The 26,275-nt window shown below is 61.9% G+C and carries 21 protein-coding genes; 19 read left to right on the top strand and 2 right to left on the bottom strand.

Going from position 1 to position 26,275, the window contains the following annotated elements:
- Nucleotides 1-4: 4 nt before the first annotated feature.
- Nucleotides 5-2,152 (top strand): bi-domain-containing oxidoreductase, encoded by a 2,148-nt coding sequence (locus ABFD92_04655; GenBank protein MEN6503809.1) that lies wholly within the window; start codon nt 5-7, stop codon nt 2,150-2,152.
- A 17-nt stretch (nt 2,153-2,169) separates the two neighbouring features.
- Here ABFD92_04655 and ABFD92_04650 read toward each other — a convergent pair whose 3' ends face one another.
- Nucleotides 2,170-5,514 carry a hypothetical protein gene (locus ABFD92_04650; protein MEN6503808.1) on the bottom strand — a complete coding sequence of 1,115 codons (3,345 nt, stop codon included), beginning with the start codon at nt 5,512-5,514 and terminating at the stop codon, nt 2,170-2,172.
- A 528-nt stretch (nt 5,515-6,042) separates the two neighbouring features.
- Here ABFD92_04650 and ABFD92_04645 point away from each other — a divergent pair.
- The 3 genes from ABFD92_04645 (at nt 6,043) to ABFD92_04635 (ending at nt 9,228) form a co-directional block, all read left to right on the top strand.
- A complete protein-coding gene (locus tag ABFD92_04645) occupies nt 6,043-6,888 on the top strand; it encodes a type II secretion system protein (GenBank protein ID MEN6503807.1) in 846 nt (281 codons plus the stop codon).
- Nucleotides 6,889-6,908: 20 nt separating this feature from the next.
- Nucleotides 6,909-7,706 carry a type II secretion system protein gene (locus tag ABFD92_04640; GenBank protein ID MEN6503806.1) on the top strand — a complete coding sequence of 266 codons (798 nt, stop codon included), beginning with the start codon at nt 6,909-6,911 and terminating at the stop codon, nt 7,704-7,706.
- A 94-nt stretch (nt 7,707-7,800) separates the two neighbouring features.
- Nucleotides 7,801-9,228 carry a Coenzyme F420 hydrogenase/dehydrogenase, beta subunit C-terminal domain gene (locus ABFD92_04635; protein MEN6503805.1) on the top strand — a complete coding sequence of 476 codons (1,428 nt, stop codon included), beginning with the start codon at nt 7,801-7,803 and terminating at the stop codon, nt 9,226-9,228.
- Between the two features lie 10 nt (nt 9,229-9,238).
- Here ABFD92_04635 and ABFD92_04630 read toward each other — a convergent pair whose 3' ends face one another.
- Nucleotides 9,239-10,657 carry a polysaccharide pyruvyl transferase family protein gene (locus tag ABFD92_04630; GenBank protein ID MEN6503804.1) on the bottom strand — a complete coding sequence of 473 codons (1,419 nt, stop codon included), beginning with the start codon at nt 10,655-10,657 and terminating at the stop codon, nt 9,239-9,241.
- 173 nt (nt 10,658-10,830) lie between these two features.
- On the opposite strand from ABFD92_04630, the gene ABFD92_04625 reads away from it, so the two are divergent.
- The 15 genes from ABFD92_04625 to ABFD92_04555 all read left to right on the top strand — a co-directional run bounded on the left by ABFD92_04625 (nt 10,831) and on the right by ABFD92_04555 (nt 26,265).
- The gene (locus tag ABFD92_04625; GenBank protein ID MEN6503803.1) at nt 10,831-11,745 is read left to right on the top strand and encodes a glycosyltransferase family A protein; all 915 of its coding nucleotides are present in this window, start codon (nt 10,831-10,833) and stop codon (nt 11,743-11,745) included.
- Between the two features lie 4 nt (nt 11,746-11,749).
- Nucleotides 11,750-13,396, top strand: a complete 1,647-nt coding sequence (locus ABFD92_04620; protein ID MEN6503802.1) for an oligosaccharide flippase family protein — start codon at nt 11,750-11,752, stop codon at nt 13,394-13,396.
- A 458-nt stretch (nt 13,397-13,854) separates the two neighbouring features.
- Nucleotides 13,855-14,436 (top strand): SIS domain-containing protein, encoded by a 582-nt coding sequence (locus tag ABFD92_04615; GenBank protein MEN6503801.1) that lies wholly within the window; start codon nt 13,855-13,857, stop codon nt 14,434-14,436.
- A 29-nt stretch (nt 14,437-14,465) separates the two neighbouring features.
- The gene (locus tag ABFD92_04610) at nt 14,466-15,362 is read left to right on the top strand and encodes an N-acetylneuraminate synthase family protein (protein MEN6503800.1); all 897 of its coding nucleotides are present in this window, start codon (nt 14,466-14,468) and stop codon (nt 15,360-15,362) included.
- Entirely contained in the window at nt 15,329-15,901 is a 573-nt protein-coding gene (locus ABFD92_04605) for an HAD family hydrolase (GenBank protein MEN6503799.1), read from the top strand. The genes ABFD92_04610 and ABFD92_04605 overlap by 34 nt, the downstream gene beginning before the upstream one ends.
- 1 nt (nt 15,902) lies before the next feature.
- Complete coding sequence (locus ABFD92_04600) at nt 15,903-16,901, top strand: Gfo/Idh/MocA family oxidoreductase (GenBank protein ID MEN6503798.1); 999 nt, start codon at nt 15,903-15,905, stop codon at nt 16,899-16,901.
- Nucleotides 16,894-17,703 (top strand): SDR family oxidoreductase, encoded by an 810-nt coding sequence (locus ABFD92_04595; GenBank protein MEN6503797.1) that lies wholly within the window; start codon nt 16,894-16,896, stop codon nt 17,701-17,703. Before ABFD92_04600 ends, ABFD92_04595 begins: the two co-directional genes overlap by 8 nt.
- A complete protein-coding gene (locus tag ABFD92_04590) occupies nt 17,700-18,452 on the top strand; it encodes an acylneuraminate cytidylyltransferase family protein (GenBank protein ID MEN6503796.1) in 753 nt (250 codons plus the stop codon). Before ABFD92_04595 ends, ABFD92_04590 begins: the two co-directional genes overlap by 4 nt.
- Nucleotides 18,453-18,465: 13 nt before the next feature.
- Nucleotides 18,466-20,112: a hypothetical protein gene (locus ABFD92_04585; GenBank protein MEN6503795.1), complete on the top strand. Its 1,647-nt coding sequence runs from the start codon at nt 18,466-18,468 to the stop codon at nt 20,110-20,112.
- Nucleotides 20,113-20,312: 200 nt separating this feature from the next.
- Nucleotides 20,313-21,326: a glycosyltransferase family 4 protein gene (locus ABFD92_04580; GenBank protein MEN6503794.1), complete on the top strand. Its 1,014-nt coding sequence runs from the start codon at nt 20,313-20,315 to the stop codon at nt 21,324-21,326.
- Nucleotides 21,327-21,333: 7 nt separating this feature from the next.
- On the top strand, nt 21,334-22,461 hold the full coding sequence (alr, locus tag ABFD92_04575) for an alanine racemase (protein ID MEN6503793.1): 1,128 nt from the start codon (nt 21,334-21,336) through the stop codon (nt 22,459-22,461).
- A 3-nt stretch (nt 22,462-22,464) separates the two neighbouring features.
- A complete protein-coding gene (locus ABFD92_04570) occupies nt 22,465-22,998 on the top strand; it encodes an acyltransferase (GenBank protein ID MEN6503792.1) in 534 nt (177 codons plus the stop codon).
- A 14-nt stretch (nt 22,999-23,012) separates the two neighbouring features.
- Entirely contained in the window at nt 23,013-24,029 is a 1,017-nt protein-coding gene (locus ABFD92_04565; protein ID MEN6503791.1) for a polysaccharide deacetylase family protein, read from the top strand.
- A complete protein-coding gene (locus tag ABFD92_04560; GenBank protein MEN6503790.1) occupies nt 24,026-25,114 on the top strand; it encodes a glycosyltransferase family 4 protein in 1,089 nt (362 codons plus the stop codon). The genes ABFD92_04565 and ABFD92_04560 overlap by 4 nt, the downstream gene beginning before the upstream one ends.
- Nucleotides 25,111-26,265 carry a glycosyltransferase family 4 protein gene (locus tag ABFD92_04555; protein ID MEN6503789.1) on the top strand — a complete coding sequence of 385 codons (1,155 nt, stop codon included), beginning with the start codon at nt 25,111-25,113 and terminating at the stop codon, nt 26,263-26,265. The genes ABFD92_04560 and ABFD92_04555 overlap by 4 nt, the downstream gene beginning before the upstream one ends.
- The last annotated feature ends 10 nt before the right edge of the window (nt 26,266-26,275 follow it).

Here is a 26,275-nt window from a genome sequence, read left to right as displayed (position 1 = left end):
GGACATGCAGAACGGAGGCGTGCGCGGCTGCCAGGTCGAGGCCCCGCTGTGCCAGAGCGGTTGCGTGCTGATCCGCACGCGCCGCACGCTGGTGGCCGGTACGTTCGATCGCACGCTGGCAGAAGGCAGTGCCGCCGCCCTGGCGGCTCGCGGCGGGGCGTCGGCCGCCCAGATCGACCAAGCGCTCCAGGCCGCCTCCGCGGGCGGCGTCATGCCCACGCTGGAGACCCTCTACCGCCACATGAACGTTCCGCTGCCGCTGGGCTTCAGCGGCGTCGGGGTGGTGCTGGCGGTGGGGCGGGGCGTGAGGTCCGTGGCGCCGGGGCAGCGCGTTGCCGGGCTGTTCCCGCACGCCGAGATCGCCCAGGCGCCTCAGCGACTCTGCCAGGTTGTCCCCGAGACCGTTTCCGACGCGGCGGCGGCTTTTGCTATCCCCGCGGCGATCGCGCTGCACGCGGTGCGATTGGCCCAATGCACGCTGGGCGAAAGCGCAGTGGTGCTGGGCCTGGACCTGATCGGGCTGCTGACGGCGCAGTTGCTGGCGGCAGGGGGATGCAACGTGCTGGCCGCCGATAGTGACGCCGACCGGTTGGCGCTGGCGGCCCGGGTTGGCGCGACGAGCCTGTCGCTGGACGATCCCGAGAGTCTGCGCCGCATCGCTGCGGCTCTGCCCGGCGGCGGGGCCGATGCGGTGATAGTCAACCTCGACGCTGAGCACGCCGCTGCGGCGACCGCTGGCGCCTTATGCCGCCGCGGCGGGCGCGTCGTCCTGACGGGCCTGGGCAGCGTGGTTGGTGAAGAGGCGTTGGTCAAGGGCAAGGAGTTGACGGTTACGGCCGCCGGCACGCAGGGGCCAGGCCGCTTTGACGCTGATTACGAACTGGGGCGGCGGGATTATCCCCTGGGATTCATCCGCTGGTCCGCCCAGCGGGATATCCAGGCCGTGCTCGAGGCCATGGCTGGCGGGCGTCTGAACGCCGAGGCGCTGATCGAACGGCGGATCGCCCTGTCGGACGTCGCGGATCACTACCCCGAACTGACACGTCTGGCCGGGGCGGTGCTCGTCGAGTATCCCGGTTCCGGCGAGGCCCGTTCGGCTGGACCCGTCCAGCGACAGCGTTCGTCATCGGCGGTGGAGCCGTCGGTGGCGGTCATCGGGGCGGGTCGCCATGCCGGCGAGGTTCTGCTGCCGGCCCTGGCCCGCACGCAGGCGCAGATCGCCCACGTGGCGGACCTGGAACTCGATGCCGCCCGAGCGCTCGCGCGGCGGTTCAACGCCGGCCGGGCTGTCACCGACGTCTCGACGATCATGCGCGACGCCAACGTCAACGCCGTGCTGATCGCCACCGGGCACAATGCCCACGCCGATCTGGTGATCCAGTCGCTGGAGAATCGCAAGCACGTGCTGGTGGAGCGTCCGCTGGCGACGAACCTTGCGGATCTGCAGGCGGTGCTGCATTCGGCCGACCGCCACAGCGACCGGCAGTTGCTGGTGGGCTTCAACCTGCGATTCAGCCGCCACGTCGCCCAGATCCAGCGCCTGCTGATCGGGCGCGGCGAGCCGCTGACGATGAACATGACTGTCAACGCCGGCTATGTGCCGCCGGAACACTGGCTGCACGACCCGGTGCGCGGCGGGGGTCGCGTGATCGGCCAGGCCGTCAGCTATATCGATCTGCTGGCGCTGCTGGCCGGTGCGCCCATCAAGACTGTGGCGGCGACGCGGGCCTCGCGAGGGCTGGTGCGCGAAGATCGCACCGCCATCTGCCTGGGTTTCGAGGACGGTTCGACGGCCGTGCTGAACTTTTTCGCCAATGGAAGCGCCGACTGGTTGGGCGACGAACTGGAGATTTTCAGCGACGAGCGCGTGCTGCGCCTGCGAGACTTCAAGGAACTAGAGGGCTTCGGATTCCCCTCGTTCAAGCGGCTGCGAACGACGTCGAGCGACCGCGGGCACCTGCGCCAGGTGGCGGCGTTCGTCAACCGCCTGGGCAGCGGCGGCGAGGCGCTGATCCCGCTGGACCAGATCGTCAACTCCACGCTGGCCAGTTTTGCCGCCGTCACGTCCGCGGCCGAGAACCGCACGATCATCCTCGACCGGGAGTACCGCGACGCACTGACGGTCTGGGCCTGCGGTAAGCCCAGGGATTAGAACCCTGGGCGTGAAGGCTATTCCACCCGCGTCGTCATCAGGATGGCGGGTTGATCCGTGGGCAGCTTGCAGTTGCTGCGGTCGATGATCGCCACGTAGAACTTGGTGCCCTGCGTTCCGGCGCTGCCCAACTGCACGCGGATGTAGACGGCATAGATGTCGCTGCTGACCGTGACGCAGTTGCTGACGGCGTTCCACAGGGCGTTCTGGGCTTCGTAATATCCCAGCCCCGTAGTGCTGCCCAGCACTTTGGTGCGGGTGTAGTCGACGATATCGGCCGCCACCGCCCCGGGCGTGGTGTACGGCGTCGCGTCGCGCTTGGCGATGATGGCGTCGGCGATAGCCGCAATGTGCGTGTCCCGCTTGCTGTTCCACTCCGTCACGTCGGTGGCGCCCATCTTCAACGTCAGCGGGAAGGGCAGTTGCGAGAGCACCTTCTTGCTGGCGGTGTTGATGTTGATCAACCCGTACTGGACGCCCGTGGCGACGCTGTCATGCGTGGGCAGCATCTGGAGCAGCTCGGGAATCACGCAGGAGAAGTTGATGTTGGGATAATCCTTCGTCCACGCCGCGGGGGCTTCGCCCTTGTAGTCGAGCTTGCCGCGGGTCTGCGACGCCGCCAGCGCCAGCAACTGCCGCGGCAGGTCCTTGTACTCGGTGACGGCGGTTTCGGCCTCGGGACCCACAATGAACCGCCCCAGCACCTCGCCCAGCGTCGCCGGGATGGTCTCGCCCTTGCGGATGAAGAAGCCCTTGGACACCGGCGAGGCGTTGATGCTGTCGTCGGTGATGCCGTTATCGGCCGCCAGACCCAGCGAATGGAGGGTCTTCTTCTCCATCGCCGCGACGATGGCGCGCCCGCGGCCGCCGAAATTGGTCGCCCAACTGTCGTCGCGCATTCCCACAAAGGGCGTGGGAGGGCTGCCGGTTCTTGTCTCGGTCTTGGGGTCCTTGATGGTGAAACCGATATCAGCGCCGGTGACGCTGTCGACGGGGATCACGTGGTTGCCGTTGTCGGTGACCAGGCGGTAGAGCTTGATCGCCCCGCCGGCGGTGTTGGCCTGGGCGAAGTCCAGCAGACTGCTCGTGCTGTCGCCGACTCGCTTCCATCCCATCACGTTGGCAGAGACGCCAAACAGCGCCGCGTCATTCGCCGTCGCCGCCTGCAATCGGTTCTCGAACTTCTTGCCGCCGAAACTGTACAGCACGATCTTCGCCCCGGCCGCCAGGTTCGCCGGGCATCCGATGGTGCTGAGCCTTACCTCGCTGGCCGTGCCGCTGGAGAAGGCATAGTTGCCCAGAGGAATGCTCTGGTTGGTCGGGTTCATCAACTCGATGGCGTAGGCCCATCCGTGATCACCGACGCCCGGGTTGCTCTCGGGATACGTCTGGGCGAAGGCCTCGCTGATGACCAACTGCGGCACGACCCCGTACGCCTTGCCCACCTTGAACGCATGCGTCGTCGGGTCCAGATTCGACAAGTACGCCCAGAGATTGGCCACAAAATGGTCGACCATGCCAGTCTCGGCGGGTCCATCAGATTCTGGTTCGGTCGAAATACATACAAATTTCACACCGTCGGCTGTGGATATTCCATTGATCCCGGCGTTCTTCAAGGTAACTGAGTTGCCTGTGCCTGGGTCCATGCGGTATGTGCCCAGCAGATTCCAAGCGCTTCCATTAGTCTGCTGATTTACCGTGTGCGAAGCGGTACCGGAAGCGTATTTAACGTCTACTCCCAGATTCGTCGGGCGGCTGCTGCTTGCTGTCCACCACATGTATACTTCATACTCTCCTGACACGGGAATATTAGGAGTGAAGGTGGCCGTATAGTTTCCAGCTCCGCACCAGGCATAATTCGTGGCCCAAAATCCAGCCAAGGACGTGCTGAGGGCCCAGGTCCCGACATAGGCAACGCCTGCTGATGTATTGTCCATGATGACCGGAGGCGGTATTGGGATGGGATCCGGCGGAAGTGGTTCAAATCGGACGGCGTCGGCTGTGACGACGCCATCCGCTCCGGCCGCGGAAATTGTGACATTCCCAAGGGTTCCGGCCTCAAAGGCATACTTTCCAAGCAAATTCCATTGCGAGCCATTGACTCTTTGGTTGACGGTTTTTGTATCTGTCCCGCCTTTGTACACGACGGTGACTGACGCATTTGTCGGGCGGGCTGCCGACGCTGTCCACCAGAGGTAAACATTGTAGTTGGCTGCAGCGGTCATGCCCGGGGTGAAACAGGCGGTATTGCTCCCAGCATTTGCCCAGCTGTAGTTCGTGCCGTAGTACCCCGGAAGAGTCGTGCTACCGCCCCACGTGCCCGTAAAGGTCACGCCTGAACCGGCATTGTCCATGATTACTTCCTGCGGTTCCACCCCACCTTTGGCGCCCAAGGCCTTCTTCATCTCCTCGTAGAACCAGGTCCGCGTGGCGTCGTCATCCAGCAACGCCCGGTTGAGCACCAGGTTCTCGGTGGCGTCCCACGAGTACAGCGACAGGCGTTTCTTCAATGCCGCCGTCGGGTGGCGCAGCAGTGATCGCGAGCGGGACATGGTCGTCAGCTCGCCGTTCTTGGAGAAGGTGTGCAGCACGTTGTACAGGCGCCCCACCTTCGCGCCCGAGCAGTAACCCCGCCATCGCAACTGCAGTTCGTCGTCCATCGTGAAGAGGTTGTACGCCGTGGTGGAGGGCAGACCGCCGGCCTTGAGCGCCGCGCCCGTGCTGTATGACGCCAGGTCCGCCGCGGCCGTCCCACGCCGGGCGTCATGCACGGAGGTATAGTAAGGCCGCAGATCCGAGTCGAGGAATTGCTTGAGATACACCTCCGCCGGCGTGCTGGGCGTCAGGGCCAGGCCGACTTCCCCCGCCGTGTTGGTGTTAAGCTTCGAGCCCAGATCCTCTACGCTTACGGCAATATAGATCTGCACACCGTTTTCATTGGTCATGTTCGGGATGGGAACCAGCCGCGCGTCGGGGACCAGGTCCCCATTGGTGTCGACAAGGGTATATCCGTCGTATGTTCCCTGGGAGAGGTTGTAGGCCGCCTTGAGCGGCTGCTTGAGTACATCCGAGACGGCAGTATCGGCATACCAGGCGAGGTATTCGTCGTCGGTGGCGGCTCCCTTGGCCAGGCTGTAAGGCCCCAGGGCATCGAGAAAAAGGTCGCTCTTGAGCAACTGCACGACCTGGGCGGCCGCTCCGGACTGGGCTTCGTTGAGCGGCGAGGCGGCAATGACGTTTCCGGCGACCTTGCGATGCGTCGAGGCGACAATCAGGAAGGTTCCCCCCAGCATTGCCAGAATGGTCAGCAGGCCGACAACCATCAGCAATGCCGAGCCGTTTTTACTGCTACTTTTTTTCATGGCAAAACCCATCCTTTCAATCCTTTTTCGGCAGGACACTTGGTTTTTGAGACACCGCTGTGACGCAAAACCAATCGCCAGTATTCGCTGATCCCCTCGCGATTGTTCTCAGGCAGGTCAAAAAGCTCATCGGACTGCTCCAGCCAGCGTCTTTGGAGGCCTTTCTGAGGCGCGGGCATGCACCTTCGTAACCCCCTCCCGCTCCGAAGGCTCTCGCTGATGGCATATTGTACGGCCGGCGAGCCTTGTCAAGCAAGATGGTTCACCGCGGAGTTCGCAGAGACCGCAGAGACGAAATAGGCTTCAAGCATAACAGCCCCATCCTTGAAACAGCTTCTGCGCCCTCAGACTGTCCACGCGGCCTGCCTGCGTAATTCGCTGTAAAGTCTTTTCGCTCAAAACACCTCTGCGGTCTCTGCGACCTCCGCGGTGAAATCCCTTGGCGGAAGAGATGATATGGCAACGCAGTCCCGCCGACGTTACAATATGTCCGGACGGGGCCACGCGCAGGAGCCTGCCAGGGACCGAGTGCCGACGCAGCAACAGGAGATGGACGTGATGAACCGCCGCCATGCCTTTACCCTCGTCGAGTTGTTGATCGTCATAGCGATTATCGCCTTGCTGGTGGGCATCCTGGTTCCCGTGATCGGCAATTCGATGAGTGAGGCCAACAAGACCAAATGCGCGTCAAACCTTCGGGTCATCGGCGGGGCTCTGCACCAGTTCGCCCATGCGAACAAATCCCGCTTTCCCTCGATCGAATCTGTTGCCCCCGGCAACGCTTACGGGAAGATCGGCCACAATAACAACGATCCGGCCACGCTCGACGTGGCCGATGCGACTCGCCCGCTGTTCATGCTGATGGCGGTGCCCGACAACGCCGCTGCCCGCAGCGTGAACTACGCAGTGCCAGGGGCCTTCGTCTGCCCCGGCGCCAGCGGGGCCTCGCCGGATCCGATGGACCTGCCCAACCAGGTGGGATTCAACTCTTACAGGAACATCTCATATTCCTACCAGCACCAGATCAAGACCGGCACGACGGGGTTCCTGCTGGGATTGCTGACGAGCAAGGATAAGGTAGTGCTGGCTGACAAGAGCCCGCTGACGGCGCACGGGACGGTGACCGGCGACAATGCCGCGGGGGGCAAGTGGTACAGGATGGACCCCACAACCGCCAACCACGGGGCGCTGTCGACCAATCACGGCGGCGGCGAGCAGAACATCCTGCGCGCCGACACCTCCGTCAGCAGGACATCATCGGTGGCCATCGGCCCGGACAACAACACCATCTGGGATCCGTCCAATAAATTGACCGGCGCTCTGACCGTGGATGAACTGCCCCAGAGCGCCGATGATGTCTTTCTGGTCCCTTGAGACGTGAAAGCGAGGATGCAATGAACCGTCGGGCCTTTACGCTGATCGAACTGCTGGTGGTGATGGCCATCCTGGCCGTCCTGGTGGCCATCCTCGTGCCGGTGTTCGTGGGAGTAATGGAGTCCAGCCGGCGGGCCAAGTGCATGTCGAATCTCAAAGCTGTCGGCAAAGCCTGCCACGAATACGCCGCCGACAACGCAGATAATTTTCCAGCCCTGGATTCAACCAGCATCTGGTGGCGCGCGATCGGCTACTACAGTAACTCTCCGACAGCAGTGGATATCCTTGACGGCACTCGTCCGATGTTTATGCTGATGTACATTCCCAGTGGCACAGGGGTCAAGGCCCTCAACTATGCCAACCCAGCAGCGTTTGTCTGTCCCAGCGTCAGCACTGCGGTTCCCGATCCGCTTACGCTTTCGACGCAGGTGGGGTTCGCCTCCTATAATAATGTCAGCTATTCCTACCAGCATCAGACTCAGGTTACCGCAAACCAGAACCGCCTGAGTCGGATGGGGGAGTCGCGCCCCATATGCGCTGACAAGAACCCACTGACCACATTCAAAGGCAGCACGGGGACTATTGGTGGCACCACGTATTACAGGATGGAGGCAAGCGGCAAGGCGGCAACTGCAAATTCCTCCAACCACGGTGCCGGGCAGAATGTTCTTTATTCCGACAGTTCTGTCAAGTGGACCACTTCGCCTCTCATCTCGTCCGACGGAACGGACAACATGTGGCTTCCGACGGGGCACGGCGGGGCTTTGGCAGGAACGGAGAAGCCTGCCTCCAGCACCGATGATTTCCTGATCCCCTGACTGGAATATGGTCCTTTTAAAACAGGTGCATATGTTAAACTGCTCGTATCTGCCGATTTGATGCGCATGACGTTCGTGAAATAAAGAACACAGAATGGGTCTTGATAAGAGCGCCGACAGTGTCTTGAGCCGTGTTGAAGCGCACGCGTGCGTCGGGTGCGGACTCTGTGCCGGGATGTTTCCCGAACATTGGCAGATCGGTTGCGACGCATTCGGCAGTTATGCGGCTCGTGCATCCGGCAAGGACGCCCCAAGCCAGGCCCGCAATCTCCAAGGCCTTGCGGTTTGTCCATTCGGAGATCAAGGCGAAGACGAGGACACGATTGCCCGCCGTCTCTTCGGAAGTGTCCCGGGGATTCAACACCGTCGCGAGACGGGATATTTCATCAGATCGTTTGCAGGGGCCGTAGCTGACGAGGCGCAGCGAGCGGCCTCAACGTCGGGCGGGATCATAACATGGCTGGTCCAGGATCTTCTCAAGAGCAAGGCTGTTGACGCCGCGGTATGTGTCGGCCCAGGCCCATCGCCGGACCGCCTGTTTGAGTACAAGATTATTCGCACGGCCGAGGAGATAGAGCAGTGCCGCAAGAGCCGCTACTATCCAGTTGAGTTGTCGCAGGTGATCCCACGGATACGATCCGGATCAGAGCGAGTGGTGTTTGTGGGCTTGCCCTGCTTTGTCAAGGCGATCCGATTGGCATGCTTGGCCGATCCAATCTTGAACAAGCGTATCGCCTATACCATCGGTCTGTTCTGCGGGCATCTGAAGACTCGCCAGTTCGCTCAGTATCTTTCGCGAACCTGCGGGGTTTGCGATGATGCCATCAAGACGGTGGATTTCCGAAAGTCCATTCCCGGGAGGAATGCCTGGGACTATGCCTTCGAGGTCAAGACATGCCAAGGGCAAGAGACGCTCTCCAGAGAGATTCGTTCCTTAGATGTTGTCGGCGGCAATTGGAGCCTGAACTTCTTCATGCTGGACGCCTGCGATTGCTGTGATGACGTTTTGTCAGAGACAGCCGACGTCTCCGTTGGAGACGCTTGGCTGCCTGAATACGCGCAGGACGATCGGGGCACGAATATCGTGATTTGTCGCAACCCGGAACTGCTGGAGCGGATCGTGGTCGCCGCGGGAAAAGGCGCCCTGAATGTCTCGCCCATTGAAGTGGAGAGGGTGATTGAGTCTCAGGCCGGTGGGCTGCGCCATAGGCGCCAGGGATTGGCATACCGGCTCTACTTGGCACGTCGCAGGAAGCAGTGGATGCCTAGGAAGCGCGTGGCGCCCTCCCGCACTTCGCTGCCGTTGTTCAACCGGTTGATCCAGCGGCTGCGCATGCAACTCAAGCGGCGCAGCCGGAAGATGTTCTACCGGTATCAGGATGATCCAACTCTGGATCGTTTCTTGCGAGCGATGCGCCCGTGGATTCTGCTGCACAACCGGTTGTATTGGGCGCACAAGAAGATGCGTAGGATGGCCAGCTTGGCACGAAAGGGCGTTAAGAGGCTCGTCGGACGCCGTTGACGAGGCCGAGTCAGCAACCCGCGGGGCTGCCGTCCTGCTGTAAGGCGTCACGAAGCATCTGCGCCGGCATCTGCACGGATCGGCTCATTTCCTGCGTCACATCGAGCAGGTGACGACGGTGACAATCGTAGTTGCCCATGATCTCTCTGATCATCTCCAGAAAGGATTCCTTTTGGATTGACTGGATGTTGATCGCCCACTGCCGGCGGTCGTACCAGGCGAAGAAGCCTTCGGCCTTGAGGCGGAAATAGTCGCCGAAGAACAATCCCAATGCCGGCACGCCGGAGGTCATCCCGAACACCCACGCGTGATAACTGAAAGCGACAACGAGCTTGCAGGCGGCGACGACGCCCTTCATGTCTGGAGGGCTGTACGCTTCGCGGCAGATGAAATGACATCTGTTCCTGTTTTTCAGCCGCGTGAAGATCTCAAAAGCGTCGCCCATATCCTGGTCATAGGCTTTGGCCCTGGCGTAGGTGATGGGAATAAAGAGCAGCCGGCAATCCAGTTCCTCGATCATGGCATCGAGCGTCTGCACATAGCGCGTCACCGACTCATGCTTTCGAAAATCCTGCGGAAACGTATGCAAGCGCACGTGAACTGCAACCAGAGGCTTGCCATCGTCGGTGACGGCTTCGGCCTGGAGAATCTCCCGGATGCGTTGAGGGGGGGAGACTCGCAGGTCCGTAGCGTCATCTCCCAGCGATACAGGCTTGCTTTGTTCCAGCCCCAGCTTCAGCAGCAGGTCGCGCGACTCGGAGAAGTCCCGGCAACCGATGATCCTGGCCCAGCGCATGCTCCTGGCCAGTAGGGCCTCGCCCTTGCGGCTTTTCAGCGGGCCGATACCCTGCCCCGAGACGATCAGGGGTTTTCGCAAGGCGTGCGCGACGCGATACAGGGTACACCGGGGCACCAACTCGCTCGTCAGCCATTTGTCGTTAAGGTTGCCGCCTCCGGAACAATACACGGCGTCGCTGGAAGCGATAAGCCGCACGAACTCCCGCCCCTTGGCATTCAGGAGCGGGACCCGTCCGGTGCGGCGGGCGATAGCGGCAGCCCATACCAGCCTCCGCCCACGAGACGACAGCACATGCCACATGACAACAGAATGAAGCCGCCCCAGCAGCGGGATACGGCGCCATAAAGCCATCACCGACCGTATGATCGGCGGCAGGGGCTTGTGCAGAAACGGGCTTATTCCGATGCCGATGGGGCGGTCGCGATAGAGCTGCGTATCGTCAACAGCGTAGACTTTCGCCACCACCACTTCGGCATCGGGTATCATTCGCTCCAGGCGTTCCAGGGCGCAAAGCATCTGGGCGCTGTCGCCGGCATTGCCCCATCCCGAGCCATGATAGAGATAGATCCGGCAACGCTTCTGGCTGGCAAGCGGGGGGGTTACGGGGACTTCCTTCGACAAGATACCCATGGAGCGCTCCGCGTCGGATTGAGATCAATAACTATATTAGTCGGACAAAATAGGATCAAGCTTTGGGAAACCTTTCAAGCGATTTGGGCAACACGAGGGGTACGGTTGAAAATGGTAGTGTATCGCCAAGACGCTCTGTTACAATCGGAACGGTCTTTTTTAAGGTTCGCGCAATGATCTCGGTCGTGATCTGTACATTTAATCGGGCCCCATTGCTTCGCCAGGCGGTGGAGAGTTTTCTTGCACAGGAAGCGATGCAAGCTTTGGACTACGAACTGATCGTGGTGGACAACAACTCGCGCGATGACACCGCCAAGGTGATCGAGCCTTTCATGTCCGATCCGCATGTACGTTATGTGCTTGAGCCCCAGCAAGGGCTCTCGCATGCACGAAATCGGGGTATCGCCGAATCGAAGGGCGATATCGTTGCATTTCTCGATGACGACGTGTTGCTCGATCGACACTGGTTGCGCAACCTCGATACGTCTTTCAATGAAACGCGTGCCGATATTATTGGCGGACGGGCCGATCTGCTTCTCGATGGACCTGCCCCTGTCTGGATGGGGCCGAAATTTGAGATCTGGCTGTCGCGAGTGGACCTAGGCCCTGTTCGCAAGCCCGTTACTTCTGGGATCTTCGGTCTTAACCTTGCCTTCCGAAAGGCCGCACTTGAAGAGATTGGGGGGTTCAGCCCTGCGATGGGCCGCACCGGCAAAACGCTTTTTGCAGGGGAAGAGGACGCCGCAATCCGCGCGGTGCTGGCACGTGGGGGCACGGTGATCTACGACCCTGATGTGAAAGTGCAGCATATCTCGGGTTCTCGAGCGAATTGGCGGTACTTCAGGCGCAGCGCTTTTGATCGCGGAAGGCAATCGGCCATGGAATTTTATGATTCAGCCCGCCCCGGGCGCTTCCGAATGCTCAAGATGCTGGCGGGTTCCTGTTTGAGTATCGTCCGGCAATATCTCAAGGCCGTTTTGACACTGAACCCCTATAAGCGCCACTTGATTTGGAGAAGAATATGGGGAACAGTCGGGGCAATACGGCAATACTTGCAAATAATGTGTGGGAAAGCAGTTTCAAGGTGAGGCCGTGAGTACAGCCAAACGGATCGGCGTCAATACCGCCAGTTCATGGATATATCAAGGCACGAGGGGCTTGATGCATATGTTCTTGCTCCCGTTCCTGGTCGGGGAACTGGGCAAGGACGGTTATGGAATAGTGGCCTTGGTGGGGGTTCTAATCGGGTTTAGCGAACTGGTGGATTTGGGTCTTCGGGCGGCCCTGAGCCGCACGCTGGCGGTGCATGTCGCGGTCAAGAATTACCGCCGCTATAACGAAGTTGCCAGCACGGCGATGCTGATCTATCTGTCGCTGGGAGTGTTCCTGGGCGGACTGGTGGTGGTGCTGGCGCCGCAGATCGCCCGGGCATTCAATGTGCCGGCGGCGCTGTGGGACCAGGCCCTCTTCCTCTTGCGAGTCTACGGCAGCACGTCGATGGTGCTGTCTTTCGTCAACCCCGTGTTCAATTCCACGATCGTCAGCAACAACCGCTTTGATATTCGCAATGGCATCGGCATCGTTGATGTGATTTTGACGGCGGCGCTGCTGTTTCCGATCCTGAGCGTCACGCATGCTGGCCTGATGGCTTACGCGCTGATTTCGGCGGGCATCCTGGTCGCCATGACGCTGGTGCGGGCGTGGGCGGCTTGGCACATCTGGCCGGCCATGCGGATCAGCCCGGTCTACGTCCGGCGAGATGCTTTCGGTGAACTGTTCTCCCTCGGGGGAAAAATGTTCATCTTCAACCTGATGCGATTCATCAGCGTCCGCAGTGACCCGATCGTCATCTCGTATTTCTTTTCTCCGGCGGGCGTAACGCTGTATACCCCGGGAATGTCGCTGCCGATGATGGCTGAGCAGGTTATCGGCGGGTTCCGCAATCAGTTGGATACGCTGGCCACTCGGTACCATTCCATCGGCCACAAGGAACGGCTGCACGCGCTGCTGGTGCGCGGCACCAAATACACGTTTCTGATGGGCATAGCCACCTGCGTGATGCTCGGCGTCTTTGCCGATCCGATCATGAGAGTGTGGATGGGGGGAAAACTCGGTGATGACTATCATGTCGCTGCCTGGTTCATGGTTGGTTGGTCGCTGGTCTACCTTGGCAACTATGCCGGCGGAACGCAGTGGGCAGTCCTGATAGGTATGAATCGGCTGGGCTTCGCGACCAAGCTCAGCACCGTCTCAGGGATCATCAATATTCTAGCTTCGGTCTTCCTGGCCGGCTTTACGCCGCTGGGGCCCCTTGGCGTCATTGTCCCGACAGTGGTGATGCAGTACATCATGCGGCCGATCATCGCCGTCCATACCGCAAGGGTGGCAGGGCTTCCGGTGCGGGAGTACTTTCGACAGGCCTATGCGCAGCCGCTGTGGGTGCTGCTGGTTCTGTCGGCCGTGGCGGTTGGTCTTCGCCTGACCGTGAATCCCCAGACGCTTGTGCCGCTGCTGGCCTGCGCCGCCATGGTCGTCTTGGCGTGGATTCCCCTGTGCTGGTGGGTCGGCTTTGACAAGGAAGACAAGAAGCGATTCGGCGGCATAGCTGACGGCATTCGTCGCAAGATCGGACTGTCGGGCGGCAATGGCGATAGAAAGCCGCCGAACACCCCGCCTGCGGCCGTGTCCTGGACAGGTCCGGTCGCAGAGGCTTCCGAAGACTCCGATCTGCCCCGGTGATGCGGGGCCGTCCACCACCCCGACGATGTGAGGCCAGTTGGTTTCCTCAACGCGCCAACAGACCATCGAACTGTCTGCCGTTACGGCCGCAACATGGTCGGCTATCCCCGCCGTGGCCGACGACGCCATGCACAGCCCAGAAGAGGAAGATTCCTGTGCAAGAAACGGTCGATGGTGGTCTTCATTGGTTTGCCGTTTCCCCCATAGTGCATGGACTCTGGAGGCTTCTCCACGGCCTCGGGATACCTCTCATCCTTGTTGCGAATCGGGTTCAGTTTGTCGACGGAAGTGCCGATGTTACAATCAAGTACGGATTTCGACAGGAAAGTATTTCACGGATAGCCGAACTTTTGCCGCTTCCCGGCGGAATGAATGCAGGTATCCCCCGCCTGGACGCGGTAGACAAGAGCTTTCGGGTGCGCCCGACGGGGACGGAGTCTATCCAGACGCAACCACACGTGAACTGCGATGAACGAATAATCCGACAGCGGTTTGAAGAGTCCGCTGCTCTGGCTCGCCTGACGCCGGAGCACTTGGCCACGCGCATCGCCGCGGCTGCCGACGCCATCATCGCCGCCTATCGCAGCGGCGGCGGCGTGTTCCTGTTCGGCAACGGCGGATCGGCCGCCGACGCCCAGCACATGGCCGGCGAGCTGGTGGGGCGGTTCCTCAAGAACCGCCGCGCCCTCAAGGCCGAGGCGCTGACGGTCAACAGCTCGGTCCTGACGGCGTTGGCCAATGATTTCGGCTATCAGAGCGTGTTCGCGCGGCAGCTCGAGGCCAACGCCAAGAGCGGCGACGTGGCCATCGCTCTGAGCACCTCGGGCAACGCCCCGAGCGTGATCGCCGCGATGAAGCAGGCCAAGGCGATGGGCCTGACGACGATCGCCCTGACCGGCCGCGGCGGCGGTCAGTCCGCCGCCCTGGCGGACATCCTGCTGGACGTTCCGTCCGACCAGACCCCGCGCGTGCAGGAAGTCTCGACGGTTATTTATCACGTCATCTGTGAACTCGTGGAAAGCGCGTTGGCGGTATCTTAATCTCCACATGGAGCGAAGGAAGGGCACCCATGACGGTACAAAAACGTATTCCGAAGGTTGTGGCAGAGATCGGGGGGAATCATCGCGGCAGCGTCGAGACGGCCAAAGAGATGATCATGATGGCCGCCCAGTTCTGCAAGGTCGATGTCGTGAAGTTCCAGAAGCGATGCATCAAGGAATGTCTGACGCCTCAGGAATACAACGCCCCGCACCCCAACCCCGCCAACAGCTATGGCGACACGTATGGCAAGCATCGCGAGTTCCTCGAGTTCGACGTGGCGATCCATCGCGACCTCAAGGCCGTCTGCGAAAGCTATGGCGTGATCTATTCCTCCAGCGTCTGGGACCTGACCAGCGCGCGGGAGATCATCTCGCTGGATCCCAAGCTCATCAAGGTGCCCTCGGCCTGCAACACCTGGGACGATCTGTTGGCGATGCTGTGCCAGGAGTACAGCGGCGAGATCCACATCGCCCTGGGCATGACGACGCGCAAGGAAGAAGAGCACATCGTCGATTTCATCAACCGTCACGATCGTCTCAAGGATACCGTGGTCTACCACTGCACGTCCGGCTATCCGGTTCCATTTGAGAACCTGTACCTGCAGGAGATCCAACGCCTCATCGAGACGTACGGCGGCACGGTCAAGGCCATCGGCTACAGCGGGCACCACAACGGTATCGGCGCCGATATCGCGGCGTTCACGCTCGGGGCCGATTGGGTTGAGCGGCACTTCACTCTCGACCGGACGTGGAAGGGCACCGATCACGCCGCCAGCCTCGAGCCCGACGGCATGCGAAGGGTCGTACGAAACAACCGCCAGATCGCCGACGCCCTTCAGCGGCGGCCGGTGGATATCGCCCCGATCGAGCTGCCCCAGCGCAAGAAGCTCAAGTGGAACCGTTCGTCGGGCGAGGCCCGGGCATGAGCAAGGCCTCGGCGGCGGATCTCGAAGCAGCCTCGCGGCGCGTGAAGCTCATCTGCGTCGATGTGGACGGTACGCTCACCGACGGCGGGATGTACTACTCCGCCCAAGGCGAAGAGCTCAAACGATTCGATACCCGCGATGCCATGGGCCTGCTGCTGCTGCGCAAGGCCGGAATCGCCGTGGCGATCTGCACCAGCGAGAACAGCCCCATTGTGGCCGCCCGCGCGCGAAAGCTCCAGATCGAAGACTGCCTGCTGGGCGTCAAGGATAAAGTCACTGCCGTCGCAGCGCTGCTGGCGCAGCACGGGCTGGATTGGCCGCAGCTCGCTTACGTAGGCGACGATGTCAACGATCAGGCGGTGCTCGCCCAGGCGGGGCTTTCCGCCTGCCCCGCCGATGCGCCGGGCAAGACCGCCACGCAGGTCATGTACGTCTGCACCCGCCTGGGAGGCCACGGCGCCGTGCGAGAAGTGTGCGAACTGATCCTGACGGCGCTGCACACGCAGCCCAAGGCCGCCGCCGAGACTCCCGGAACCTAATTTGCCTGATCCCACACGCCCTATCCTGATTGCCGGCCTGGGCAGCATCGGCCGGCGCCATCTGCGGAATCTCCAGTCGCTGGGACATCGCAACATCGTGCTCTACCGTAGCGGCAAGAGCACGATGGCCGACGATGAATTGTCTGCCCTGCCGACGGTACACGACCTGGCCGCAGGCCTTGCCAAGCGTCCGCAGGCGGTCATCGTCAGCAACCCCACTTCACTGCATCTTCCCGTGGCGCTTCAGGCGGCCCAGGCGGGCTGCCATCTGTTGATTGAAAAGCCCCTCTCGCATTCGCCGGAAGGGGTCGACGCGTTGTCGCAGGTCGTGCGGGCCAATCGACTGGCCGTGCTGGTCGGCTTTCAGTTTCTGTTCCACCCCGGTCTGATCCAACTCCGGGCATGGCTCAAGGACGGCGCGATCGGCGCGGTGGTGTCGGCCCAGGCGCATTGGGGCGAGTATCTGCCGCAGTGGCATCCGTGGGAAGACTACCGCGACAGCTACAGCGCGCGGGCCGACCTGGGCGGCGGCGTTACGCTGACCCTGTGCCACCCGTTCAATTATCTGCACTGGATGCTGGGCGAAGTGGAATCGGTTGCAGCTTCGGCGCGATCCGACGTGCTTGATACCGATACCGAGGACGTCTGTATGGCGTCGCTGCGTTTCGCCGGCGGGGCCGTGGCGAGTGTATACCTGGACTATCTCCAGCGGCCGACCGCGCACTGGCTGACGATCGTCGGGCGCGAGGGCACGCTGGCTTGGGACAACGCGGATGGCACGGCGCGGTTGTATCGCGCAGGACCCCAGAGCTGGACGACGCATGCCGTCCCAGAAGGCTTCGAGCGAAACACGATGTTCCTCGACGAAATGAAGCATTTTCTGCTATGCATCGATGGCGCCCAGAGCCCCCGCTGCGGTCTGGACGACGGCATTGCGGCGCTGAAGATCGCCTTGGCTGTCAAAGAGGCCGCACAACAGAGGAGAGACGTGCATGTCTAAGAATCGCTTCGACGTTGCGGGCAAAAGCGTGATCATCACCGGCGGGGCCGGCATGCTCGGCAGCGAGTACGCCGCCGCGCTGTCCGATATGGGCGCCCGCGTGGCGGTGGCCGACGCCAACAGCGACCGCGCCGCCGCACTGGCCAAGAAAGTGCCCGGCTCGATAGCCGTGACCGTTGACATCGTCGACCCCGACAGCGTCAGGGCGATGGTGGCCGCCGTGCTCGACGCGTTCGGGCGCATCGACAGCCTTGTCAACAACGCGGCGTTGGATCCAAAATTTGATCCGGGCAATGCCGGCAAGCACACCAGCGCCTTCGAGAATCTCCCCCTGGAGGTCTGGCAGCAGTCGCTGGACGTGAACCTGACGGGCATGTTTCTATGCACGCAAGCGGTGGTGCCGCACATGCTATCGCAGGGCGCGGGGACGATCATCAATATCTCCAGCACCTACGGCATGTGCGGGCCCGACCAGCGGCTCTACGAGAGCGACGATCCGTCCAAGCCGGTCAACTACAAGCCCGTCACGTACACCGTGACCAAGAGCGCGGTGTTCGGCTTCACGAAGTACCTCGCGACGTACTATGGGCTCAAGGGCATCCGCACCAACACGCTGACCATCGGCGGAGTGTACAACAACCACGCTGAGGAGTTCGTGCGGCGATACAGCTCGCGCACGCCGATGGGCCGCATGGCCCGCAAAGACGAATATTGCGGGGCGCTGGCGTTCCTGATTTCCGACGCCTCATCATACATGACCGGCTCGAATCTCGTCTGCGACGGGGGTTGGAGCGCATGGTGAACCGCCGCACAGAGGTGCTGGCCCTGATCCCCGCCCGCGGCGGGTCCAAGGGCCTTCCGGGCAAGAACATCAAGCCGCTGGCGGGATTTCCGCTGATCGCCTACAGCGTCGCGGCCGGCCTGAAGTCGAAGCTCGTCACGCGCACCATCGTCTCGACCGACAGTGAAGAGATCGCCGCCGTTGCTCGTCAGTGCGGCGCAGAAGTTCCCTTCCTCCGCCCGGCCGACCTGGCCCAGGACCGGACCACCGATTGGCCGGTCTTCGAGCACGCCCTGCGCGCCCTCAAAGACGCCGAAGGCTACGAACCGGACATCCTGGTGCAACTGAGGCCGACCTCGCCGTTTCGGCCGCTGGGCTGCGTGGATGAGGCCGTCGTCAAACTGCTGGAAGACCCGGCCGCCGATTGCGTGCGAACGGTGACGCCATCGGGCGAGAACCCCTATAAGATGTGGCGCCTGGTGGGCGACCACATGGAACCGCTGCTGAGCTGCGACCTGGCCGAGCCGTACAATCAACCGCGCCAGAGCCTGCCCGCCACCTTCTGGCAGACAGGGCATCTGGACGTCTTCCGCCGCCAGACGGTGCTGGACAAGCGCTCGCTTTCGGGTGACCGCATCCTGCCCCTGGTCATCGACCGATGCTACGCCATCGACATCGACAACCAGCAGCAGTGGGACATGGCTGAATGGATCCTGGCAAAGCATCCGCCGGAGATGGTGCGGCCGCAACAAAGCCCCGCCAGTTCCTGAACAGGATATTTTCATGAGCAAAGGTATTGGACGGTTCTTAGGGCCGTTTCGCTCGCCGGTGGCGAAGCTGCACAAGCACTGGATTTATTCCGGCAGGCACGCGGCCTGGAGGGAGGTCATGCGGCGTACGACGGATATAAGTCGCTTCGCCGCCCACCCGCAAGGGCCGCGCGTCGTGTACATGTCGATGATCGGCAACATGTATTTGACCAACTTCGAAGTGCCGCTGGCACTGGCGCTCAATGCCCGGGGGGCGCGCGTCGAAATGATCTTCGACGACTTTGTATTTCCCCTGTGCGAACTGACGGTGGCCGATACCATGGCCAACAAGGAAAGCTTCTGCCGGCGATGCATGGACAACCGCCGCCGTATGACGCAAGGCCTGCCCTTGACTGTGCGGCTGATCAGCGAGTTGGTAGACCCCGCCAGCCTCGAGCGGTACCGGCAAGTGGCCATGAGCGTTACTGCCGACAACGCGCTGCAGTTTGAATATGAGGGCGTGCCCGTAGGACGTCCTGCCATGATGGTGGCGATGAGGCATTTCCGTAGAGCGTCTCTTGATTCCACCGCCGCGGACATCGACGTCCTGCGACAGTACGTCGTTTCGGCGCTGATTACCAAGCACGCGGCGCAGCGACTTGCGGACGAAGGACCCATCCATGCAGCGCTGATGAGCCACGGGATTTACACCTCCTGGGAGCCCGCGCTTTCGGTCTTTCTCAAACGCGGCGTCCGAGTGGCGGCCTACGACCGCCAGCCCGGGCCCAACCGCTTCCAGTTCAATTGGGACTCGAGCCCCCAGAATGGCGACATCGGCCCGGCCTGGAATGGCCGATGGAAGAACCGGCCGATGACCCCGCCCCAGCGCCAGGAGGCGTTGGACTATCTGGCCAGCCGCGAGACCTTCGCCAAAGAGTCCTGCAAGTACTCCGACGCTCCGCCATCGGACCCGGTGCAGTTGCGGGCGGCGCTGGGCATTGCGTCGGAAAAGACCGCCTTGCTGCTGGTGAGCAACCTGGTGTGGGACGCCGCGGCCGTCGGACGCGACCTGGTCTTCAGCAACACGCTGGAATGGGTTGCCAAGACCATCGAGATCGTGTCGCGCCATCCCAATCTGCACCTGATCGTCAAGCCTCATCCGGCCGAAGTCATGCGCGGGACCAAGCTGTTTGTGGGCGAGGAAATTCGCCGGCAGTTCCCGAAACTGCCCGCCAACGTCACGATCCTGCCCGCCGGAGTCCACATGAATCCGATGAGCTTGATGAAGGCCGTCGATGTGGGCATCGCCCACACCTCGACGGCCGGGTTGGAGATGGCGGCGCTGGGCAAACCGGTGATCCCCGTGTCGCAGGCGCACTACCGGGGCAAAGGATTCACCTTTGACGTGGAATCTTTTGCGGCCTACGAGACGATAATTGCCCGGGCCGCTGAACTGCCCGGCCAATACACCCCGGACATGCGCGAGCTGGCACTGAAGTATGTGCTGGTGCGGTTCTTCAAGTACCAGCACCACATTCCGCTGGTTCGGGAGAAGCGTTATCTCGACTGCAGGGGCTACGAGATCAAATCGCTGGACGATCTGCTGCCGGGGCGGATGGCCGACCTGGACTTCGTCTGCCAGGCGATTCTCGATCAGCGAGAGGACTTCGTGCGGGACTAAGGCTCGCAGCGACGATGAGCAGGATACGCATAGGTATCATTGCCACATGCGGTCTGGCCGACAAGGTCAGCGCCAGTGGAACGCCTTTCCGAATGGCGCAGGCTCTCTGGAGGCACTGCGGTGAGACCATAGACCTGGGGCCCATCCCAAAGGTGTCACCTCCGCTGGTTAGACGTGCGCTATGGAAACTCGAACGAGCCTTGGTCGGCAAGAAAATCGTTTACGCATTTACGCCCCAATACAACAGGCGTTGTGCCGCAGGGCTGGACGAGCAGATCGATCGAGTCCAACCTGACCTGGTGCTGGGCCTGTTCGAAGCGGCGCCGCTCTTGGCTGACGTTAGCAGCCCCTTGCCGTTGTTCATGTATCGGGACATGACGCCGCTGGACTCCATGCGCATGGGATGGTACCGGGGCACAACCAACCGCCCCCGACGAAATATGCGGCAGGCTTCGCAACTGGTCCGCAACGCGGTTAGCCGTTGTGCAGGCATCGCCGTGGCCAGCGACTGGGCCCGCCAGTCGCTGGTACACAACTACGGCGCCGATGCCGCGAGAGTTGTTCTGGCTCCGATGGCGGCCAACATCGAACCAGAGTATGTCCCGTCGCGCCAAGCGGTTCTTGATCGCCGCCAAGGAAACTGCTGCCGCATGATTTTTGTCGGCGTCGATTGGCAGCGCAAAGGGGGCGATATCTTGGTTGAAGCTTTCGACCGGCTTGGTGCCATGGGCATCCGGGCTCAACTGACCATCGTCGGTTGCACGCCGCCGCCGGAGGCGATCGTCGGCCGAGACATCAAGGTCATCCCCTTCCTGGACAAGACGGAACCAACCGGCTGCCGCGAACTGGCCGCCCTGCTGATACAATCGGATTTTCTGGTGGTGCCGACGCGGTCGGAGGCTTACGGCATCGTCTACGCTGAGGGCAATGCATTTGGTCTGCCCGCCATCGGCACAGACGTCGGAGGCGTCTCGGGCGTGATCACCGACGGCCTAAACGGCTTTCGATTGCCCCTGTCGGCCCGGGGGGACGCCTACGCCAAGGTCATCGCGGATCTGTGGAACGATCCCGTCCGCCTTCAGGCCATGCGAGTCTCGTCACGCGATGAGTATGAGCGACGGCTGAACTGGGACGTCTGGGGTGAGACGATGGCCGATTTCTTCCGAGGCTTCCTGCCCCCTCGCCTGGCGAGCGGGATAGGTCCGAGCCGTTGAGATAGGCATGAATACCTGTTTGACCGCACAGATCGCCGCCTCCAGCCTGGTCGCCAATCTTCAGACGGTCCGCGCTTCCCTGCGCAGCGGCGTCAAGCTCTGTGGCGTCGTCAAGGCGGACTGCTACGGGCATGGCATGGACATTCTGCTGCCGGTGATTCTGCCCCACGTGGATGCACTGGCGGTGGCTACGGCCGATGAGGCCCTTGACGTGCGCCGCATTGCCACCGACGTACCGCTGCTGGTGTTCTTTACTCCTGGCGTCATGGAGGAAGGGCAGGCTGAATCGACTCTGGCGGAATTGGTGCGGCACGATGTTACGATCAGTGTAGTCAGTTCCGCCGAGGTGGCGGCTGTCGCAAAAGCCGCAGCGTCAGTAGGCAGAAGAGGGCGCGTACATGTCAAGATCGATACGGGCATGGGTCGCAGCGGGGTTTTGCCAGGGCAGTTTGAGCACGTCCTGACGGCGGCAACCTCTCATCCCGCGGTGCGACTGGAGGGGCTTTACACGCATCTGCCCCTGGCCGATGAAGGCGATTGGGCATATACCGCCATGCAACTGGACTTGTTGAAGCAGTGCGCCAAGGCCTGCAACGGCGCCGAAACCTTGATCTGCCACGCGGCCAATTCGGCTGCCACGCTGGGCTTTCCTGCCTCGCATCTGGATATGGTGCGTCCGGGGCTGGCGATCTACGGATATCGAACAGGCGACGATTGTCCCGGTCAGGAATCGCTGCGGCCGGCGCTGCGGGTGACGGCCCGGCTGATGCAGGTCAAAGAAGTCGATGCGGGTACGCGTTGTGGATACGGCTTGACATACGCCATGCCCGCGACAGGACGTATCGGTCTGGCGCCCATCGGTTACGCCGACGGGTATCTGCGGAGTTTTTCCAACCGTGCCTGCATGGGCATTCGCGGTCAATATGCGCGGGTCATCGGTCGTGTATCGATGGACCAGACGATCATCGACTTGAGCGGCATAGCCGGCGCGGCGGTCGGTGACGAGGTGGAGGTGATCTCGTCGGATCGTGCAGCGCCGAATTCGGTGGAGAATCTGGCGAAGATGGCCGGAACAATCCCCTATGAGATCATTGTGCGTCTGGGGGCGCGCGTCCGGCGGGTGCTCAGAGATTAGCTCATGAACGTGCGGCTTACGAAACTCTGTAGGGATGTCTACAACGTCTGGGTCAGTCACACCCCGTCTCGCCGTTGGCGCCGGTTCTGGCTGCAGCGGCTGCTGGGGGCGTTCGAACCCAAGGCGTTCATGTGCATGCACGTGCATTTGATGAACCCGCAGAATATCTTCATCGGCGAGCGGGCCGCCATAAACGCTCACTGCATTCTGGATGGGCGCGACTGTCCGCTGCGGATCGGCAACGACGTGGATATCGGAACGCACACGCATATCTGGACCCTCGAGCATGATCCCAATAGCGACTCGCATGCGACAAAAGCAGGGCCGGTCACCATCGAGGATCATGTCTGGATCGCCTCACGCGTGACCATTTTACCGGGAGTGACCATTGGGCGCGGAGCCGTGGTGGCGGCCGGGGCGGTCGTCACCAAAGACGTTCCGCCGCTGGCCATCGTGGGCGGCGTACCGGCCAAGATCATCGGCCAACGCAGCAATGCGCTGACCTACAAACTGGATTTTGCGCCGCGCCTTCGTTAAGGCAAAGGAGTGCGATGCGCAGGCTTCGGTGGATCATTCGGGACATCCTTCTGATCACGATCTACTACAGTGGTCTAGCTGCCTTGTGGGCGGCGCTATGGGGAAGGAGATCCGGGATCCTCTCCTACCACAACGTCCTGGCGGCCGGAGAGATGTCGAAAGGATTTGCCTACAGGGTTGACTGCACGATAGAGGTTTTTGAATCGCAGGTAGCTTATCTGGCCCGGCACTATCCGATTCTGCCGGCACGGATGATCGGGCAGGAAGCCTCAGAGGGATGGATACTGACCTTTGACGACGGCATGCTCAATGCCTACAGCACAATTGCCCCAATCCTGTCACGAAGGAATCTTACGGCAATATTTGCCGTTTGTCCTGGGCTCATCGAGGGCGATATTCCGCACGTGTGGCGGGATCACATCTACCTGATCCTTCAGCAATCTGTTGGTCGCTCGCTGAGGTTGCCCATGGACCATTACGGACAACCCGTGGCCATCGGGGCTGACAACATCAATGCCATAGGCGCGGCCATTAAGGATCATGTGGTCAGCCATAAGATCGCCGACGTATATAGGTTGGTCCGCACTCTTTGTGAATGCAATGCTCTGCCTTATCACCGCGAAACGGTTCATCCGGAGCGCTTCAGCCCGATGGACTGGCCGATGGTACGCAGCCTCCAGGCTGCCGGACACGTGATTGCTTCGCACACGTGGTCCCACCGAATTTTGAGCCTGTTGCCTGACGACCAGAAGCGAGAAGAACTGCAGCGGTCGCGTGCGATGCTGGCGGCGCGGCTTGGCCAGGCGCCGGAAGTAATCGTATACCCTTACGGCGGGCCTGCGGAAGTGGATCAGGAAACTATGACTCTGGCCGCCGAGTGCAATTACCGCGTGGGTTTGATGAACGTTCCTGCTCGGGTGCCCGGTCCGGATGCTATGGCGGTTCCCCGATTTGGGCTCCCGCCAACACCATGGCGCGCGCACCTGTTTGCGACGCTCTGTGGTGTGAAGCACGCGCTGAAGGGAACGTGAGCGGCGACATGGCAATGGGCAAGATCACTGTAGGACATTTTCCATACAATCTCGACTCGAACCCGTACCAGCGGCTATTCTCGGGCGCCCTGGAGTCGGCGGGGCTGCACGTGATCCGCATCCCGCCGCGGAAGCTGTTTCCCCTGCACTACGCCACCTCGTTTCCGATTGACGTGCTGCACCTCGACTGGCCGCACGATTTCTACCATGGTCGAACCTGGCTGCTGACGCGAGTCAAGCGGGCGATGTACTACCTCGGGTTGAGGCGGCTGCGCCGGCACAAGGTGGTCTGGACCGTTCACAACCTGATCGGTCATGATGCCCCCGATGCCGCCCAAGAGCTCCGCCTGCTTCAGCGCCTCGTGGACCGCTGCGACGCGCTGATGGTCATGTCCAACAGCGCCCGCGACCAGGTGCAGGAAGCCTATCGCCTGCCGCCGGGTCTGCGCGTCGAGGTGATTCCGCACGGGCACTACATCGACGAATATGCCAACACCGTCAGCCGCGACGAGGCGCGGCGCCGATTGGGTCTCGAACAGGCGCGGCGGGTGGTGCTTTCATTGGGGCGCATGCGGCGCTACAAGGGATTGGACGACTTGATCCGCGCCTTCGGCGCCGCCGGACAACGCGGCGATGTGCTGGTGCTGGCAGGCCAGCCGGAGAGTAATCAATTCGCCGCCGAACTCGAAGACCTGGCACGACAATCCCTTCCCGGTTACCTGCAAATAAGACTTCACGCCGGCGAAGTGCCCGACGACCAGATGCAGGTCTACTTCAATGCCGCCGACGTGGTGGCCCTGCCGTTCAAGAACATTCTCAACTCCGGCAGCCTGCTGCTGTCGATGAGTTTCGCTCGCTGCGTAGTGGCCCCGCGCGTGGGCGCCCTGCCGGAGGTCGCCTGCCCGCAGGCGTATTTTGGCTATGATCCCCAACAGAGCGGCGCGCTCGATGCCGCCCTGTCCGAGGCGATCAACCACGACGACCTCCTCCATCGCGGCCAGCAGGCCCGCCAGTACGCCCGCCAGCACTACGACTGGCATGATATCGGTCTGAAGGTCAGAAAGATGTACGAGGCCATTCTGTGACGACCGTCCGGCGGATAGTGTTCGCCACTACGGTCTTCGACGAGGTGGCTAACGGTCCGGCTATGTACGCCCAGTATCTCTGGCAGGCATTTCGCGACGACCCGGACCTGGAGTTTCACCTGGTCGCCCCGGCGGCGGCGCAAACGCACCCGCGCCTGCACACGCTCGATGGCGCCGATACCCGCGGTTCACTCTATCACCGCATCGGGCGCTTGGCGATGCGGGTGGCCGCAGGATACGAGCGGTCGACGATTATCCACGGCAACATCGCCCATGCGATGTTCCAGTTCGTCAACTACCCCGGACCCTGGGCGGTGCAGGTCAATGACTATGAAGTGGCTGACGTGGCCGCTCATCTGGCCGGTACGCTGGTCCGCAAAGGACCGCGACGGTTGATGAGCCTGCTGTGGCGCCGGGTGCAGGAGCAGAAGGTGATCCCCGCGGCCACGCGAGTCGTCTGCAACTCGAATTACACCCGCCGCCGCGTGCTGGAGGCGTACCGTCCGGAAGAGTCTCGCGTCTGCACGATCTACAAAGCCGTCGACACTTCCTGCTTCATCCGCCCCGGCGTCCTGCCGCCGGACCCGCTGCCGCAGCGCCCTGCCGGGGGGCGGCTGGTGCTGGTGGGGACGAACTGGCAGATCAAGGGGCTGGACATTCTCCTGCGGTCGATGCAGCAGTTGCTCGCCCGGCGCGGGGACTTGTCGCTGACGGTGGCCGGCTCGCCGCAGGGGCGAGCCAACGCCCGCATGGTGGCGCTGTGCGCCCAGTTGGGTCTGCAGGATCGTGTGCATTTTGTCGGGCGGTTGGATCGGGAGGCATTGAAGGTGTTGCTGTGGTACAGTGATCTCTATGTGCTGCCCAGCCGCAGCGAAGGCTTCGGCGTGTCCGTGCTTGAGGCGATGTCGGCCGGCGTGCCCGTGGTGGTCTCGCGGGTGGGCGGCTTGCCGGAGATTGTCGCCGACCAGCAGTGGGGGGTGCTCGTTGAGCCGGAAGATCCCCGCGCGTTGGCCGGTGCGGTGGAGCAGCTTCTGGGCAGTGCGCCGCGACGGCAGGCGCTATCGGCGGCAGGGGCGCAGCGCGCGACGGCATTTGGTCTCCATCGCATGATTGACCAGGTGCGGGCTCTTTACGAACAGTTGATGCGGTAGAAGGAATCTG

Source organism: Planctomycetaceae bacterium (genome assembly GCA_039680605.1).
Taxonomy (GTDB): Bacteria; Planctomycetota; Phycisphaerae; order SM23-33; family SM23-33; genus JAJFUU01.
The sequence above is the reverse complement of the archived record's forward strand: the minus strand, read 5'-3'. Positions and strand labels throughout refer to the sequence as shown.